This window comes from Candidatus Poriferisodalis sp., from assembly GCF_965215815.1.
Classification (GTDB): domain Bacteria; phylum Actinomycetota; class Acidimicrobiia; order Acidimicrobiales; family Poriferisodalaceae; genus Poriferisodalis.
On the sequence record NZ_CBDCEO010000013.1, the window covers coordinates 1,253,961 to 1,270,760 of the forward strand.

The following is a 16,800-nucleotide window of genomic DNA, read 5'->3' on the forward strand; positions in this document are numbered from 1 at the left end:
ACGAACGACTAGATGACGCGGTCGCTGCCGCCGTCTTGGGGGATTTGGGCGCCGGTGGTGTGGGCGAAGGCGGGACCGCACATCTGGGCAATGAGCGCGCCGACATCGGCTGAGGCCAGCTCGCGGCCCAGCAGGTTGCGCCGCCGGTACTGCTCCGACGTCAACCCGTAGGCGGCAGCTCGCTCGGCGATGAGCTCATCAGACCACAGTCCGGTGTCGAACACGCCGTCGGGGTGCACGATGTTGACGGTGATGCCGTCAGCCGCCCATTCGAGTGCTGCGACCCGGGCGAGCTGGGTGACCGCAGCCTTTGATGCTGAGTAGGCAGCGGCTCCCTTGCCGGGGGCAGGCATGTTCTTCGAGCCGACGATGACAACGCGTCCGCCAGCGGGCGAGTGCCGCAGGACGCGGTGAGCGGCCGCGAGCGTGTTCGCCGTTCCGTTCACGTTGATGTCGAAGGTCTGCTGCCAGGCGGTGCCCAGCCCGGCGTTGTCGGCGAGGCTGCCCAACGGTGCCGAAGGGCCGAAGATGCCAGCCGCTGCCACGACGATGTCGATGCCCCCGAAACGCTCCACCGCGCCGGCCACTGCTGCCGCAACCGCTGCAGCATCGGTGACGTCGGTGACGGCGTGATGACGCGCTGTCCCTGCGGCACCTTCCGGGGCGTCGGCCAGGTCGATGCCGACCACCGCAGCACCGCCGGCCGCGAGTGCGTCCGCTGCAGCGCGCCCGATGCCCGAAGCGGCGCCCGTCACCAGGGCCACTTGACCTGACAACGCAGCCGGCGCGCCAGCGCGAGCCAGCTTGGCCTGCTCGAGTTCCCAGTACTCGACATCGAACAGGTCGGCTTCGCTGAGCGCCTCGTAACCGCCCAGTGCTTCAGCGGCACAGATCACATCGATGGTGTGCAGGTAGATGTCTGCGGCAATGTCGCAGTCGACGGCTCGACGGCCCGCTGTCCACAACCCGAGCCGAGGGTCCAGTACCACCCGCGGCGCAGGGTCCAGCATCGTGAGGGTGGTGTGTGCGCCGGGTTGGTCATGTCGTGCACGGTTGCGTTCGAAATACTCCCGATAGTCGGCAGCGAACGCGCCGACGTCGCGGCCGACCATTGCGAACTGCTTGGTGCGGATGATGTGGTCCGGCGTCGCCGGCCCACGGCGCGCCACCGATGCCACGTCGTCTCGGGTGCAGAACGCTTCGGCTCGTTCGTCGTGCACGGCGCGCAGCAGCATCGGTGTGCCGGCCGCAGTCGAGATCGCTGCTCGCAGCTCCGCTACAACTTCGATCGAGTCAGGGCTGATGCCACGCGCCCTGCTGGTACCCGTCTCACCCGCATCGCTGCCTCCGAACGAAGGCGCCCCGGCATCGGCGAGATGCTGCTCGGCCTCGCTGATGAGGGCGATCATCGAGTCATACGCAGAGCGCACGGTCTCGTCGAAGGTGAAGATCCCGTGGTTCAGCAGGACCATGGCCTCGGTGCCGTCGTGCGCTTGAGCGGTCCACTCGATTGCGCATCGGCGAGCCAGGTCGAAACCCGGCATGACGTAGGGCACCACGACCATCCGGTCGCCCCAGAGTTCTCGCACGCGGGCATCGCCGTCTGCAGTGTTGGTGAGCGCCAGGACAGCGTCGGCGTGACTGTGCAGAACCGCTCGGTGTGGCAGCAGCGCGTGCAGGATGGCTTCGACCGATGGATTCGGCGCCGATGCGTCGAGCAGGTGGATCCGCAGCTGGTTCACCATCTCGGTATCGCTCAACTGCTCCAGTTCCGCCAGTCGCCGCACGGGTTCCAGCCGCAGCGGCGCGAAGCCGGGCGGTTCGATGGTGGCAAGATCCCAGCCGCTGCCCTTCACCCACAGCGTCGGCACCGGCTCGCCCCACGCGTCGCGGCTGGTGCCTTTGATCGACGTGTTGCCGCCGCCATGGAGCACGAGCGCCGGGTCGGCACCGACCAAGCGTGAACCAAAGGTGATCTCACCGAGATCGCCCAATGCGGCCCACCGTTCTGCCTCGGAAGAGTCCCAGTGGTTCTGCATTAATCAGCTCCCCTTTCGGCACCCCGGGTCAGTGCCAGCGCTGCCGCGATGGAGGGGCCATACGGCGGTCGCAGGACTCCGGCATCGGTGATGATCGCCGTGATGAGGCGAGCCGGCGTCACGTCGAAGGCCGGGTTGACCGCCCCCGCGCCCGCAGGAGTGAGGCGTCTGCCGCCGGCGCTGTGCACCTCGTCGGGGTTCCGCTGTTCGATGACGATGCAAGTGCCCGACGGGACCGACGGGTCGATCGTGGTGGTCGGGGCAGCGACGTAGAACCCGATGCCCGCATCGGCGGCGGCGAGTGCATGGGCAAACGTGCCGACCTTGTTGGCGGTGTCGCCATTGGCAGCGATGCGATCCGCGCCGACGATCACCGCGTCCACTTCGCCAGCGGCGATCAGCGACGCCATCGCGCTATCCGCCACCACCGACACGTCGATACTGGCATCGGCGAGCTCCCACGCCGTGAGTCGTGCACCCTGCAACAGCGGTCGCGTCTCTGACGCCAGCACCCGAACCGGCTCACCGGCTGCGGCCTTGGCGTACACGGTGGCCAGCGCAGTGCCGATTCCAGCGGTGGCCAGCCGGCCTGCGTTGCAATGCGTCGCGATGTTGGTCGCATCAGCGAGGACCTCGCGCCCGAGGCGTCCGATCTCGGCGCACGCCTCGGCGTCCTCGGCGCCGATGGCCTGCGCTTCGACGAGCAATCGCTCTCGCAAGGCCGCCGTGTCTGATGTGGTTGTGGCGCTGAGTGCCGCGGCGTCGAGTGTTGTGTCGCCGAGTGCTGCGTCGATGGTGCGGTCGACTGCCCAGCGAAGGTTGACAGCGGTCGGCCGGGCGTCGCCGATCTGAGTGCGCAGGCGTTCGAGCACGGATCGAGCCTCGTCGAGCGAGCGAGGCGATGCTTCATCGAAGCCGACGACGACGGCGAGAGCGCCGAACGCACCGAGCGCGGGCGCGCCCCGGATGGCGAGACGCTCGATGGCACCTATTGCGGTCGCCGTGTCTCGCACATCGATCAGGGCCAGCTCGGCGGGCAGTCGCGTCTGGTCGATGATCTCGACGCTGTCGCCCGTCCAGCGCAGCGTTGGCGTCGGCGATGGGATTGTCCCACCGACATCGGACCCAGTCATGTCGCGGCCCAGTCTCGCGGGAGAAATCCTGCGGACGCACCCGACACCCGCCGGTAACGTCCGCGCCGTGCATCGACTGGTGGCCCTGTCGCTGGGCGGAGGCGATCGCTTCGTGTCCGAATTGCAGCGCGCCTGGGACGCCGGCGACGCTGTCTTGCCGGTTGACCAGCGCTTGCCAACGGCGGCACAGCAGTCGCTCGTCGAGCGCATGGGTGCGAGCTACGTGGTGGACGCCACGGGTCGCCACCGCCGACGCGGCGGCTGGCCAGTCGAGCCCGGCGACGCTGCGGTGATGGTCACCAGCGGCAGTACGGGCGAGCCGAAGGGCGCGGTCCTCACGCACGACGCGATCGCCGCGAATGCCATGGCCACCAGTTCGTTCCTCGAAGTCGACCCCAGCACCGACCGCTGGCTGGCATGCCTGCCCCTAGCGCACGTCGGCGGCCTGGCCGTCGTGGTGCGGGCGCTGCTGACCGGCACCCCGCTGGAGGTGCACGACGGCTTCGACGCCGCAGCGGTCGCCGACGCCGCCCGGCGGGGAGCAACGCTGACGTCACTCGTGCCGACAGCGTTGCAACGCACCGACGCGATGGCCTTCCGAGCCATCTTGATCGGCGGTTCAGCCATGCCCGCCGAGCGACCCCAGAACACCGTCGCCACCTACGGCTTGACCGAGACATTCAGCGGCGTGGTCTACGAGGGCTGGCCTCTGCGCGGCGTCGAGCTGCGCACCGTTGACGACGAGGTCCAACTGCGATGCCCGATGCTGTTGCGCTGCTACCGCGACGGCACCGATCCCCGCACCGACGATGGCTGGTTCAACACCGGCGACGCCGGAGCCGTCGCTGACGACGGCCGCCTCTCAGTCTTCGGCAGAGTCGACGACATGATCACCAGCGGCGCAGAGAAGGTCTGGCCGGTCGCAGTCGAGCGGATCCTGGCCCAGCACCCCGGTATCGCCGAAGTCGCCGTCGTCGGCCGTCCCGACCCCGAATGGGGCCAAACAGTCACTGCCGTGATGGTCCCCGCTGACCCCGCCAATCCTCCAACGGTCGACGAGCTCCGCGACGCCGTCAAGTCCCAGCTTCCCGCCTACTGCGCACCGCAAGCGATCGAATTGGTCGACAAGCTGCCCAAGACCCCGCTCGGGAAGACCCAACGCTGGGGCATCTAGCGGTCGTTCAGGCGGTGCCGGTCGAGGCTTCGGTGGGCACGGACAGGTAGCCGCCAGCCGGCGTGACATCTTCGGGCTGCGGATCGGCGAACAGGGTCGCGGTGCCGATGCCGTGCACACCATGGGGGTCGACAGCGACCGCCGTGTCGCGGGCAATGCGCAGACCGATCGGACCGCAGATGAACGACGACACCACCGAACGAACGCCGCGCATCGACGCCCGGCGAGCCAGGTCGTAGGTGGCGTGGGGCCCACCCAGCACGGCCGGCTTGAGGACCGCCACCTCGATAGCGCCCACCTCGACGAGCCGGTCAAGCGCATCGGGGTCTCGCAAGTGCTCATCGGCCGCCACCCCCAGCCCGACGGTGCGGCTGATCTGTGCCCAGTCCGCAGGCTGCGGCGTGGGTTCCTCCACGAACTCGATGTCGAGGTAGCCGACGCGGCGCAGCACCTTGATCGCGGTTGAACGGTCCCAGCCCCCGTTCGCATCCAATCGAAGCGCCACGCCGGCCGGCAGCGCACGGCGCACGGCAGCGATGCGCGCAGACTCGTCTGCGGCCGATATGGCGGCCGCCCCGTTGCCGATCGGATCACTCGCCGCAACCTTGAGCTTCACGGCCACATGACCAGCCGCTGCTGCACGTGCAGCACGCTGCGCGGCGGCTTCTGGATCCAGGTCAGCGACGAGGGCGTGCGTGGCGATGCGTCGCTGGGTGGGCGTCTTCCCGGCAAGAAGCGTGGCCAAGGTCACACCCTCGATCTCGGCATCGAGCTGTGTCAGCGCAGACTCGACAGCAGCCGCAGCGCATGGTTGGTTCGGCGGATCGCCCTCGGGATCGGCCGCCCATCGTTCGAGCGCTGCGAGCGCCTCGTCGTAGGTCTCCACGCCGAATCCAGGCAGCGGCGCTGCCTCGCCTCGGCCGACGCAAGCGTTGTCGCCCACGTGCACCTCGATGCCACGGCGAACGGTGATCGGGCCGTGAGCCGTCAGCAACGGCCGTGCGAGCGCCAGCTCGAATTCTCCCAAGGTCGCCTGCACCGGATTGAAGCTATTGGGCGGAAGGCACCGTCGCCCCTCTGCCTTGTGCGAGCCATACCCTCAGCGACCATCCGAGGGGGGAGGCGGACCACCGATGCCGAGAGAAACAGACATCGGGTGGGCTGAGTTGCGTGCTGCGGCCCAAAACGCGTCCCGCATGGCGTACGCGCCCTATTCGAACTTCTTTGTGGGAGCGGCCGGTCTCGTCGACGATGGGCGAATCGTGTCCGGATGCAACGTCGAGAATGTGTCCTATGGCCTGACACTGTGCGCGGAATGCGGCATGGTCAGCGACCTGCATCGCAGCGGTGGCGGTCGCCTTGTCGCTGTGGCAGTGACCGGTCCCGACGGCACCCCGATCACCCCCTGCGGCCGCTGCCGGCAACTGCTGCACGAGGCCGGTGGTCCCGAATGCGCCGTGAACGAGCACACCACCGTCGCTGAGCTGTTGCCCGGCGCCTTCGAACTCTGAATTGACCGCTCCCGCTGAAATGGCCGGGGATCAGTGAACGTCGAGGTGCTCGCGCAGAGCCGCTGCGCTGCTGTCTGGGTCTTCGAGATGAACGGCATGACCTGCGCCGGCCAGCACGACGAGTGTGCTGTCGGGTAGCAGGCTCGCCATTTCGCGACCGGTCGTGACGAACTTGGTGTCCAGTTCGCCGCACAGCACCAGCGTCGGTACCGCAATGCCAACCAGCCGATCCCAGAGCGGCGTCATCGAGCCCGTTCCCGCGGCGCGCAGCGAGTTCGCCAGACCCACGGGGTTGCTCTGTCGGCGCTGGCGGATCGAGGCGTCCCAATCGTCGGGGTCGAGGCGAGCGCGCAGCGTGTGCCACATCGGCAGGGCAACCCAGTCCTCCACAAACCGGGTCACGCCGTGCTGGCCGATCCGGTCGGCGAGATCGGCGTCCGCCTTGCGGCGCTGAGCGCGTTCGCCGGCATCGGCGAGTCCGGCGGTGGCGCTGATGAGGCTGAGCGAGCGGCACACCTCCGGGTGCGCCGCGGCGAGGGCGAGGGCCGCTCGGCCGCCCATCGAGTAGCCGACGACGTGGCACGGCCCATCAGGAGCTGTGACCGCCAGTTCGGCGAGTGACTCGGCTGTGGCCTCGAGGCTGTAGGGCGCCAGATCTGGCGGTGATGGGCTGCGGCCGTGCCCGACGAGGTCCACCGCGACACGCCGGTAACCCTCCAGCCGGTCCACCAGCGGTGCCATTGCAGCGGCACTGCCGGTGAATCCGTGAATCACGATGACCGTTGTCCCGCTGCCTATGACCGTGGTGGCGAGCTGCAGCGCTCTGTGCGCAGGTGTCACTGCGAGCCCGGTTCGGCGCCCGTCGCGGCCAGCTCGACGGCGGCAGCGAGGCGCCGGTGCTGGTCGCGGTTGGCGTCTGGGTCGATGTCGATCGTGATGACGCGTACGCCGCGGTCTGACTGGATCGCACCCAGCAGGTCATGCAGCTGCGCACATGACGCAACGTGGTGGTGCTCGAAACCCACGGCGGCTGCCAGCCCGCCGGCGAGTTCTGCACTGCGACGCGCGGGCGGCGTCGTCATCAGACGATCAAATGCACCAGCGTCGACAACCTCGTACGCGGGCAGGAACGAAAAGATCGTCCCGCCGCCGTTGTCGACCACAACGACCGTGAGGTCGATCGGCGCGGGCGCTGGATCGAACGCTCCCACCAGGCCGCCGAGATCGTGGCGGAATGCCAGATCCCCGACCAGCACGGTGGTGGGCGTGCCCGACGCCGCCACCCCGGCCGCTGCCGAGATCACGCCGTCGATGCCGCTGGCGCCCCGGCTGGCGTGCACTGCCAATGGTTCGGGGCGAGCACGCAGGTAGGTGTCGACGTCTCGAACCGGCATCGAGTTCGACGCGTACAGCGCATGGCCCGCTGGCAGGCTGCGTCCCAGTTGCCGAGCCACGCCCGCTTCCTGCAGGGGTTCAGCATCGAGCACGCCGTCTATCGCTGCGGCTGCGCGTGCGTCAGCGTCGGCCCATCGCCGCGCCCACCGGGTGCCGGACCCGGTCAGCTGTCCGGCCGCTTCGGCCAACACGTCGGGCCCCACCCCTAGGTGCAACGAGACGCTGAAGCTGGCATCGGTCCAGCTGCGCGCCGGGTCAACCAGTGCAAACGCCGGACGATGCCGCTCAATCCAAAGCCGCAACGGCTTGCATGTGGGCGCTCCGCCGACGCGCAGCACCGCCTCGGGCGGCTCGGCGTCAGCCCACGCCGTCCGGAGCAACACGTCGTGATGATTCGTGACGACGACGCCGGGCAGCTCCCGACGCAACTGCGAACACGGCTCGGCCAGCAGGGGCCATCCACTGCGCCTGCAGAACTCCGCGACCGCATCAGCCCAGAGCACGCCGTCATGCATCGGCCCCGCTACCACGACACCGCGTTCGTGTGCACCAGCGAACTCCACGAGCGCGTCAGTACCGGCGGGTGACGTCGTGGAGAGGTCCCGTGCAGAGCGCACCACGTAGTCCTGTGCCGCTGCGACACCCTCGTTCGGCGCAACCGCGACCGGCTCCAGCGGTTCCCGGAACGGCACGTTGAGGTGTACCGGGCCGGGGCTCAGCCCGGTCGCCTGTTCTGCCGCCCGGGCTGCGGCCTGCGCGAACCAGCGCTGGGCTTGGGACGGCGGCAACTCCGAGGGCACCGGGGTCTCGCAGAACCAGCGCACGTGGCTGCCATACAGCGAATGCTGGTCGATGGTCTGGCCCGCTCCCCAGCCGCGCAATTCCTGCGGTCGATCGGCGGTCAGCACTACCAGCGGCACGCCTGAGTAGTGCGCCTCGACGACTGCTGGCAGGTAGTTGGCGGCTGCGGTGCCCGACGTGCACACCAGCACCGTCGGTTTCCCGGAGCCCTTCGCCAGCCCGAGTGCGAAGAAGCCGGCGGATCGTTCGTCGATCCTGACCCACGTCTGCAATCCCGCAGTGTTGTAGACGGTGAGCGCCAGCGGCATCGACCGCGAACCCGGGCACACCACCGCATCGATGACGCCGGCCGCGACCAGCCCCTCGCACAGCGAGCGGCAGGCCACGTACGCAGAATCGTGCTTGGAGATCCGCATGCCGTGGTTCAGCCGCCTTCGAGCGCGTACAGGAGGGCTTCGAGCTTGGTGGCGGTCTCGGCCAGTTCAGCGCTCGGATCTGCGCCAGTCACGATGCCACCGCCCGCGAACAACCTGGATTCGGACGGACCAGTCAGCGCGCAGCGCAGTGCGACGCGAAACTCGCCGTTCCCGTCCAGCGTCGTCCAGCCGACCGGCGCTGCGTACCAGCCACGGTCGAAGCCTTCGTGCTGCTCAATCCACTGGCGGGCAATGCGACGTGGAAGTCCCGCGACCGCCGCCGTCGGATGCAGTGCGCCCGCGAGTTCCAGCACCGTTGAGCCCGCCGTGACACGTCCGGTGATCGGCGTATGCAGGTGCATGATGCGCGCCAGCTCCATGACGCCGGTCGGCGAGGGGGGATCGAGTGCCACGCCGCACGCACGCAGCGTGTCGCGCACGTCGGTGACCACCATCGCGTGCTCGGTCAGCTCCTTGGGATCGCGTTGCATTTCGGCCCCGAGTTCCCGGTCTCGCGCCGGATCGCCGTGGCGGGGCCGCGAGCCAGCCAGGGCGTCGGTGTGCAGCCGTGTGCCGTCGAATTGCACCAGCCGTTCAGGCGTGGCGCCGAAGAACGTCTGTGACCCGCGTCCGAATGCGAACGACGCGCAGGATGGGTATCGCGTCCGCAGCCGGTCGAGCACTGCGATGGGCTCGAGGCGCGACGCTATGTGCAGCTCGCGAGCCGTCACGACCTTGTCGAGCCCTCCCTCGGCGATCCTGCGCAGGGCGCGCCGCACGAGCGCGACATAGCTGTCGTCGGCTTGATAGCTGCTGCCGAGCAACGCAAGTGCCGCCGCATTCAGATCGCCGGCTGCCGTGTCCGCCAGCTCAGGGTCCGCGAGTTCAGGGTCTGCGGTGATGTGCGACGCGGCCATGATCGGCCACACGTCGGCACCCGGCACTGATGTCAGCCAGGATCGGCCGCCGTGGCGCACCAAGAGCAGCTCGGGCAGCGTCAAGGCGCCTGTGCCGAATGCCTCCCACGCCGAACCGGCCTCGGGCGGGTCTGCGCTGAACGAGAAGCCGCCGACGAGCAGTGGTCCGATCGGATGGCCGCTGTCGCCGGTCACGGTGACATCCAGCAGGCCCAGCGCCTCGGCAACGGAGACCCAGCGTCGCGCGCCCGCCTCAGCGCTGGCTTCGAAGACGCTGCCGAGGGCACAGAACTCCAGATCGTCGTCGGGACATGCCCAATACACCCGTTGCGACCCCTCGGCTGCGGCGAACACCTCCAGCGGATCGGGAGCACCGGGCAGCTCCCGGCATTCCAATGTCAGGGTGCGGGTGCCGCTCAGGCCCGCTGACGCTTCGCGGCGGAACCCCGCTGCGGCGGGTGCGCTCGGCGGGGTCACCGTCACCACCGAGGGGGCACGTCCCACCGATTCATGGTCGCTGCCGGCCAGGACCCGTTCGGTGGCGTGTTCGACGAGTGCTTCGCGGAAATGCTGTGCCACCAGATCGGTGACCAGCGGGATCAGGCGAGCGGCCAGATCGGCGCGTTGTGCCACGGGCACGTCTGCGAAGCGGTCCGCGAACAGCCCTACCGCGTCCGCAGCGACAGCTTCCATGTTCGATGCGTGCCGCAGCGCGAGGCCGATGAGATCGTCGAGCGGCATTTCGGCGGTGAGCAGCTCTGAGGCCGCGCGCAGCATCGTCAACGCGCCTGTGCTGTAGAGCGCGTCGTCCGCGGCACGGCCGGCATCCGCAGTCGAGGACGCGTCATCACCGCTCACGGACCTGCGCAGCGGTCGCACCAGGCCGGTGTCGGTCGCCAGCCGGACGAGTTCTTCGGAGAGCCCGGACTGCTGCACCAACCTGTCGAAGGTCAGGGCGTCACCGTGGCGTCCGCCCAGCGCAATCAGCATCGGGTCGTCGTGGCCGTCGCCGAGCCGTCGAATCTGCGCCAGCGAGAAGCCCGCCTCGGAGAGGCGCCGGATCTCACCGAGCCGTCGCTCGTGGCTCTCGTCGTACTGCGCCACCCGTCCTTGGCGTGTGGGCGGATGCAGGACCCCGATCTTCTGGTAGTAGCGCACCGTGTCAACGCTCACCGCGTGCGCCGATGCCAGCTCGGAGACCCGCACAGACCCAGCGTAGACGCATTGTGAGAGTGATGACTCCAAGAGTCCTCGCTTTGTCCATCCATGAGAGGTCCCACTATCGAACGATCAGGCGTTCGGTAAGGTGACGCGATGGCCGAGCGGGTGCGTCTAAGCGCTGACGATTGGGTGAAAGTAGCTCTGGAAACGTTGGTCACCGACGGCATCGGCGCCGTGAAGGTCCTGCCGCTCGCCAAGAAGCTCGGCGTCACCCGTGGCAGCTTCTACTGGCATTTCGAGAACCGCGAAGCCCTGCTGGCGCGGCTTCTCGAGGTCTGGGAAGAAACCAACTCTGGGACGATCATCGCTGCCGCGGCACGCGAGGGCGGCATCATCGAGCGCTACATCGCCTTGATGCGCTGCTGGCTGAGCATGGAACGCTTCGACCCGCACCTCGAGGTGGCGGTGCGTCGTTGGGGGCGCAGCAATCCTGAATTGTGGGAGCGCCTGCGGGCGGCCGACGAGCGGCGGATCAAAGCGTTCGTGGCGATGCTGTCTCCCGAGGTTCCCGACCCGACGATGGCCCTGAACCGGGCTCGCACCATGTATTACCTGCAGATGGGCTGGTACGAGCTCGAGGTGGAGGTGCCCATGGAGACCAGGATCGAGTCCTGCACGTACTACTTCGAGATCTACGTGGGTCGCGCGCCGACTGCGCAGGAGCGGACAGTGATTCTCACAGGACTGCATTCCTGAGATGTGCAGCCTTCCTTGACGCGTTCCATACAGGACCGTACGGTTCGAGATGGTGAGCCGTGCAATTCGGCTCACGACAGTGAGCGCATCCACTGAGCGCTTCTACTGAGCGCTTCCACACAGTGGCGAGGCGACATGACGCGTCGAGGCCGTAGGCGACAGGATTCGGTCGCTGCTGCTGCGGAACCCCGGCAGCAGGCACGCAACATTCTCAAGCCGCTGGAACTCATCAGCGGCGACGAAGTCGAGCGCATCCACAATGCATCGCTGCGGGTGCTGTCCGAGATCGGCATGAACTTCCTGCTGCCTGAAGCGGTGGAGATTCTGCGCAGGGCGGGGGCGACGTCCGATGACGGCGTGCGGGTCCGCTTCCCGCCCGAAATGGTCACTGAATCGGTGGCATTGGCGCCGTCGAGCTTCACGCTGCATGCGCGCGACCCCGCCAACAGCGTCATCTTCGGCGACGACTGGGTCGTGTTCGGCATGGTCGGGAGCCCGCCGAACGTGTCGGACTTGGATCGTGGCCGGGTCACCGGCAACTACGTCGACTACTGCAACATGCTGCGCTTGCAGCAACAACTGGATGCGGCCGACACCTGCACCGGGCACTCCGTCGAGCCGATCGATCTCGAAGTGCGCACCCGCCATCTGGACGCGGTCTCGGCCATGTACACGCTGTCGACCAAGCCGGGCTTTTGCTACTCGCTGGGGCGGGCCCGTGTCAGCGACGCCATCGAGATCGCTCGCATCGCCCGCGGCATCGACCATGACACGCTGCTGCGAGAGCCGTCCATCCATACGGTCGTAAATGCAAACTCGCCGCTCGTGTACGACAGGCCGATGCTTGAAGGAGCCATCGAGCTGGCCCGGCACGGCCAGCCGGTCGTGTACACGCCGTTCACGCTGGCGGGTGCGATGGCGCCGATCACGATTGCCGGAGCGCTCACTTTGCAGAATGCCGAGGCGCTGGCGGGCATCACGCTGGCGCAGTGCGTGAACCCGGGCGTGCCGGTGGTGTACGGCAGCTTCACTTCGAATGTCGACATGCGGTCAGGGGCACCGGCGTTCGGCACGCCCGAGTACGTGAAGGCCACCATCATCAGCGGCCAGTTGGCGCGCCGCTACGGCCTGCCGCTGCGTGCCTCGAACGCGAACGCTTCCAACGCTCCCGATGCGCAGGCGACCTACGAGTCACAGATGTCGTTGTGGGCGTGCCTTGTCGGCGGCATCAATTACGTGCTGCACGGCCTGGGCTGGCTCGAGGGCGGTCTGTGCGCCTCGTACGAGAAGGTGATCATCGACGCCGAGATGATCCAGATGCTGCGGGCGGTGATGCAGCCGATCTCCATCGACGACGCTTCGCTCGCTATCGACGCCATTGCCGAGGTCGGACCCGCCAACCATTTCTTCGGCTCTGCCCACACGCTGGAGCGCTACGACACCGCCTTTTACGAGCCGATGCTGTCGGACTGGCGCAATTTCGAGACGTGGCAAGAGGACGGAGCGCTCGACGCCACCCAGCGGGCGAACCGCATCTGGAAGCAGATGCTCGCCGACTACGAAGAGCCGCCGATGGACGACGCCATCCGGGCTGAGCTCACCGACTTCGTCGAGCGCCGCCGAGCCGAAGGCGGCGTGGAGCCCCTCTAGCTCCGGGCCGCTGGGCTCAGTTGATCAGCTTTTCCATGCCCTCCCAGAAGGGGGCACGGAGTTTGAACTTCTGCAGCTTGCCGGTGGCGGTGCGGGCCAACTCCTCGCGGAACTCGACGCTGGTGGGGCACTTGAAGTGCGATATCTCGTCGCGGCAGAAATCGATGAGCTCGCGCTCAGTCACTGCGTCAACTGCAGCGTCGATCACCACGAGGGCTTTGATGGTCTCGCCCCAGCGCTCGTCGGGCACGCCGATCACGGCCACTTCGGTCACCGCAGGATGGTTGAACAGCACGTCCTCCACCTCGATGGAGGACACGTTCTCGCCGCCGGTGATGATGACGTCCTTCTTGCGGTCCGAGATGGTGACGTGGTGCTCTGAGTCCATCGTGCCGCCGTCGCCGGTGTGGAACCAGCCGTCGGTGATGGCTTCGGCCGTCGCCTCAGGTTGCTCCCAGTAGCCCTCGAGCACGACGTTGGCACGGGCCAGGATCTCGCCCTGGTTGTCGATGTCGATCTTGACGCCGATCGCCGGGGCGCCCGCCCGGCTCAGCTTGCGGGCCTTCTCGTCGGGATCGAAGTCGTCCCATTCGGGCCGGCAGCGGTTCATGGTGAGCAGCGGCGCCGTCTCGGTCAGGCCGTAGATCTGGATGAACTCCCAGCCCAGCTCGGTCTCCATCCGTGCGATGGTGCGGGTGGGGGGCGGAGCGCCGGCCACCACCATCCGGACGCGTCCGCTGCCGGGGATCTCGCCCTCCCAGTCGGCTGCGGCGTCCAGCACTGCTGACACCACAGCCGGAGCGCCGCACATGAGCGTGACGCCGTGCTGGTCGATGCGGCGCAGGATTTCGGGGCCGCGCACCTCGCGCTGCACTATGTGCTTGCCGCCCATGCCGGTGACGGCGTAGGGCATTCCCCAGCCGTTGCAGTGGAACATCGGCAGCGTGTGCAGGTACACGTCACGGTCGTTGACGCCCGAGTGCCAGCCGAACGTGGTGGCGTTCACCCACAGCGCCCGGTGAGTCTGCTGCACGCCCTTGGGGCGAGCAGTGGTGCCGGAGGTGTAGTTGATCGTTGCGGTGACGTCCTCGTCGGGCGTCCACGGTGCCGGCTCGACCCCGGTGGCGTACATCTGGTTGTCGGCGTCGGTGCCCATCACCACGAAGTGCTCGATATCGATGTCCTTGCAGGTGTCCTCCATCGAGGGATCCACCATCAGCATCGTGGCGCCGCAGTGATCGACGATGTAGCTGATCTCGTCGTGGCTGAGGCGGAAGTTGATCGGCACGAAGACGCGGCCGTAGCCCGACACGCCATAGAACGACGTCATGAGCCGTCCGGCGTTCTGGGACACCATCGCGACCCGCTCACCGTGGGTGATGCCCAGCTGGTCCAGCTTGGCGGCCTGGGCACGCACCAGCTCGCCGAACTGGGCGTAGGTGATCTCGCCGAGCCCGCCGCCGGGCGCCTCGGGTTCGTCGGCTAATGCCACCCGGTCCGGGTAGACGTTCTCGGCCCGGTACAGGAAGTCGGAAACAGTAAACGGAACCTTCATGTCGTCCCCTCAGTGTCGTGCGTCGTCGTGGGCCGTGTTCGTGTGTTTGCTCTGCTGACCGCCGGGGGTCACCCCTGGGCGGTCGGCCGCGCCAACTCTAGAGCGGGCTGTGGCGGCAGTGCCCTGGCTGGTGGCCTCCTAGGGTCGCGTCCATGGAGGGAGCGCACGGACCGCCGCCCGCCGCGGGTCAGTTCGACGTTCACCTGATCGACGGCACCTACGAACTGTTCCGCCACTTCTTCGCCGTTCCCCGCCGCGATTCGGCCGACGGCGCCGAGATTGGGGCACTGCGGGGGGTGCTCGGCAACATCGTGATGCTGCTGGAGCAGGGCGCCACCCATGTGGCGGTGGCCACCGATCATGTCGTGGAGTCGTTTCGCAACGATCTGTGGCCCGGCTACAAGGACGGCTCAGGAATCGAGCCGGATCTGCTGGCGCAGTTCCATCCCACCGAGGAAGCGCTGCGCCTGTTGGGCGTTGCTGTGTGGCCGATGATCGAATTCGAAGCCGATGACGCCATGGCCGCCGGTGCTGCGATGGCCGCAGACGACGACCGGGTCCGGCAGGTGTTCATCTGCACGCCCGACAAGGACCTGAGCCAGTGCGTCGGTGGCACGGTCGTCCAGTGGGATCGCCGTGCCGACGAGGTCTTTGACGCGAGCGGTGTCGAAGCCAAGTTCGGCGTCAGCCCCGGGTCGATCCCCGATTACTTGGGCTTGATGGGCGACAACGCAGACGGCTTTCCGGGCCTGCGCGGCTGGGGCGCCAAGTCGACATCGGTGATGCTGTCGCACTACGGCCACATCGAGGAGATTCCCGACTCCCACGAAGACTGGGCGCCCAAGGTCCGAGGCGCGGCCGGTCTTGCCACAACGCTTGCTGCCGAGCGTGATCTGGCCCTGCTGTTCCGCCGCATCGCCACCGTCCGCACCGATGCACCGGTGTCAGAAAGCGTCGACGAGCTGGCATGGCGCGGCCCGCACCGCGGTTTCGAAGACCTCTGCGAACAGATCGGCGCCGGGGCACTCGTCGACCGCGTGATGAATCTGGCCGCCTACCGCGCTGACTGAGTTCAGGCCGACTGAGTTGAGGCCGACTGAGTTGAGGCCGACTGAGTTGAGATTGTGGCCAGGTGAGTCTGTGACTCAGGCCGGTTGGTTCAACTCGATCATGTTGCCGGCCGGGTCAAAGAAGAACGTCTGCCGCGCTGTCGTGCCCGGCAGCGGCACCGGGTCTTTGACCCTGACGCCTGCATCGCGCAGCTCAGTCACGGTGGCGTCGATGTCGTTCACCTTGAACGCCCAATGCTGGCCCTTCGGCGGCACCCAGTCGGGTACCTCGATGAGGTGCACCTCGCCGCCGCCGGGAGTCTGCAACCAACGCCCGTTGAAGCCGAAGTCCGGCCGATCCAGCTGCTTCATGCCCAGGATGCCGGTATAGAACGGCGCCGCAGCGTCGACATCCGCGCAGTTGATCGATACGTGGTGCACAGGCCCCAGTTCCATGCCCGCAGCTTAGGCCCAAGCCCCACACCGCTGTCTGCCGACCGCGCGTGCAGCGACCCGGTCGCCGAGTGCCCAGGCTGCGCTCTCGCCCTGCCCGCCAGACATTTCGGAATGGCACTAAAATGCTATGTTGGTGGCATGAGGCAGCGGGTAAGTACTACGGTCGATGCGGAGCTTCTGGATCAGGCGCGCGGCCTTCGAGAATGGTCGACTGACGCAGCGATGATCGAGGAAGCCTTGGAAGCACTTACCGATCGTCACCGGCAGGCCGAGATCGACGCTGCCTACGAGGCGTACGACCGCATTCCCATGAACACACCCGACGCTTGGGGCGACTTGGAGTCGTTTGTGTTAGCGAAATGGGGGGACGCGCCGGGTCGCGAGAACCCTGATCTGGATCAGTCCGCGCGGTGACCACTGCTCGTCCTCGGTGGGGTGAGGTTTGGTGGCTCGAGTCGCCCGAGTCGGGCAGGCGTCCGGTGGTTGTACTGCTTCGGGACAGTGCGTTGGATCGGCTCGCCACGGCGATTGTTGCTCCGTGCACCACGACGATCAGGGGCTTGCCCAGCGAAATCGTTCTCGAACCCGGAGATGATCCTGTGTTGCGGGTTTCAGCGGTCAATCTGGATTCGATCGAAGGCGCACCTCAGTCACACCTTGTGGAACGACTGGGCCGGCTGAGCGATGAACGCATGCGGCAGATCTGCCGCGCCTTGGAAGTAGCCGTCGCTTGCTCCTAGCACCGTTGCGTGACACGCGAGCCACGCCACCGAAATGGCTTCAGCGG

The 16,800-nt window shown here is 67.5% G+C and carries 14 protein-coding genes and 1 pseudogene; 7 read left to right on the plus strand and 8 right to left on the minus strand.

Going from position 1 to position 16,800, the window contains the following annotated elements; all coding sequences use genetic code 11:
• Positions 1-8: 8 nt before the first annotated feature.
• Both ACOOHB_RS15750 and mtnA read right to left on the minus strand, forming a co-directional pair.
• Positions 9-2,039: a bifunctional aldolase/short-chain dehydrogenase gene (locus ACOOHB_RS15750; RefSeq protein ID WP_420445757.1), complete on the minus strand. Its 2,031-nt coding sequence runs from the start codon at positions 2,037-2,039 to the stop codon at positions 9-11.
• A complete protein-coding gene (gene mtnA, locus ACOOHB_RS15755; RefSeq protein WP_420445758.1) occupies positions 2,039-3,172 on the minus strand; it encodes an S-methyl-5-thioribose-1-phosphate isomerase in 1,134 nt (377 codons plus the stop codon). Before mtnA ends, ACOOHB_RS15750 begins: the two co-directional genes overlap by 1 nt.
• Before the next feature lie 67 nt (positions 3,173-3,239).
• Here mtnA and ACOOHB_RS15760 point away from each other — a divergent pair, with 67 nt between their 5' ends.
• The gene (locus tag ACOOHB_RS15760; protein ID WP_420445759.1) at positions 3,240-4,346 is read left to right on the plus strand and encodes a class I adenylate-forming enzyme family protein; all 1,107 of its coding nucleotides are present in this window, start codon (positions 3,240-3,242) and stop codon (positions 4,344-4,346) included.
• A 7-nt stretch (positions 4,347-4,353) separates the two neighbouring features.
• Here ACOOHB_RS15760 and menC read toward each other — a convergent pair whose 3' ends face one another.
• Positions 4,354-5,385, minus strand: coding sequence for an o-succinylbenzoate synthase (gene menC, locus ACOOHB_RS15765; RefSeq protein ID WP_420445760.1), 1,032 nt, complete (start codon positions 5,383-5,385; stop codon positions 4,354-4,356).
• Between the two features lie 94 nt (positions 5,386-5,479).
• On the opposite strand from menC, the pseudogene ACOOHB_RS15770 reads away from it, so the two are divergent.
• A pseudogene (locus ACOOHB_RS15770) lies at positions 5,480-5,854 on the plus strand (cytidine deaminase); the annotation flags it as partial.
• A 33-nt stretch (positions 5,855-5,887) separates the two neighbouring features.
• Here the strand turns inward: ACOOHB_RS15770 and menH are convergent.
• Genes menH through ACOOHB_RS15785 form a run of 3 tightly spaced genes read right to left on the minus strand, consistent with a single transcriptional unit; the run spans position 5,888 to position 10,592 of the window.
• Complete coding sequence (menH, locus tag ACOOHB_RS15775; protein WP_420445761.1) at positions 5,888-6,697, minus strand: 2-succinyl-6-hydroxy-2,4-cyclohexadiene-1-carboxylate synthase; 810 nt, start codon at positions 6,695-6,697, stop codon at positions 5,888-5,890.
• Positions 6,694-8,469, minus strand: coding sequence for a 2-succinyl-5-enolpyruvyl-6-hydroxy-3-cyclohexene-1-carboxylic-acid synthase (gene menD, locus ACOOHB_RS15780; RefSeq protein WP_420445762.1), 1,776 nt, complete (start codon positions 8,467-8,469; stop codon positions 6,694-6,696). The genes menH and menD overlap by 4 nt, the downstream gene beginning before the upstream one ends.
• Positions 8,470-8,477: 8 nt before the next feature.
• On the minus strand, positions 8,478-10,592 hold the full coding sequence (locus tag ACOOHB_RS15785) for an isochorismate synthase (protein ID WP_420445763.1): 2,115 nt from the start codon (positions 10,590-10,592) through the stop codon (positions 8,478-8,480).
• A 108-nt stretch (positions 10,593-10,700) separates the two neighbouring features.
• Between ACOOHB_RS15785 and ACOOHB_RS15790 the strand changes: the two genes are divergently transcribed.
• Both ACOOHB_RS15790 and ACOOHB_RS15795 read left to right on the plus strand, forming a co-directional pair.
• Positions 10,701-11,303 (plus strand): TetR/AcrR family transcriptional regulator, encoded by a 603-nt coding sequence (locus tag ACOOHB_RS15790; RefSeq protein WP_420445764.1) that lies wholly within the window; start codon positions 10,701-10,703, stop codon positions 11,301-11,303.
• 135 nt (positions 11,304-11,438) lie between these two features.
• A complete protein-coding gene (locus tag ACOOHB_RS15795; RefSeq protein WP_420445765.1) occupies positions 11,439-12,953 on the plus strand; it encodes a trimethylamine methyltransferase family protein in 1,515 nt (504 codons plus the stop codon).
• Positions 12,954-12,969: 16 nt separating this feature from the next.
• Here the strand turns inward: ACOOHB_RS15795 and ACOOHB_RS15800 are convergent, their stop codons facing one another.
• Positions 12,970-14,508 (minus strand): AMP-binding protein, encoded by a 1,539-nt coding sequence (locus ACOOHB_RS15800; RefSeq protein ID WP_420445766.1) that lies wholly within the window; start codon positions 14,506-14,508, stop codon positions 12,970-12,972.
• 152 nt (positions 14,509-14,660) lie between these two features.
• Here ACOOHB_RS15800 and ACOOHB_RS15805 point away from each other — a divergent pair, with 152 nt between their 5' ends.
• On the plus strand, positions 14,661-15,578 hold the full coding sequence (locus ACOOHB_RS15805) for a 5'-3' exonuclease (protein ID WP_420445767.1): 918 nt from the start codon (positions 14,661-14,663) through the stop codon (positions 15,576-15,578).
• 75 nt (positions 15,579-15,653) lie between these two features.
• Here ACOOHB_RS15805 and ACOOHB_RS15810 read toward each other — a convergent pair whose 3' ends face one another.
• On the minus strand, positions 15,654-16,013 hold the full coding sequence (locus ACOOHB_RS15810; RefSeq protein ID WP_420445768.1) for a VOC family protein: 360 nt from the start codon (positions 16,011-16,013) through the stop codon (positions 15,654-15,656).
• 138 nt (positions 16,014-16,151) lie between these two features.
• Here ACOOHB_RS15810 and ACOOHB_RS15815 point away from each other — a divergent pair, with 138 nt between their 5' ends.
• Together ACOOHB_RS15815 and ACOOHB_RS15820 are read left to right on the plus strand one after the other, a co-directional pair.
• The gene (locus ACOOHB_RS15815; protein WP_420445769.1) at positions 16,152-16,427 is read left to right on the plus strand and encodes a DUF2191 domain-containing protein; all 276 of its coding nucleotides are present in this window, start codon (positions 16,152-16,154) and stop codon (positions 16,425-16,427) included.
• Positions 16,424-16,753 (plus strand): type II toxin-antitoxin system PemK/MazF family toxin, encoded by a 330-nt coding sequence (locus ACOOHB_RS15820; protein WP_420445770.1) that lies wholly within the window; start codon positions 16,424-16,426, stop codon positions 16,751-16,753. Before ACOOHB_RS15815 ends, ACOOHB_RS15820 begins: the two co-directional genes overlap by 4 nt.
• Positions 16,754-16,800 lie beyond the last annotated feature (47 nt).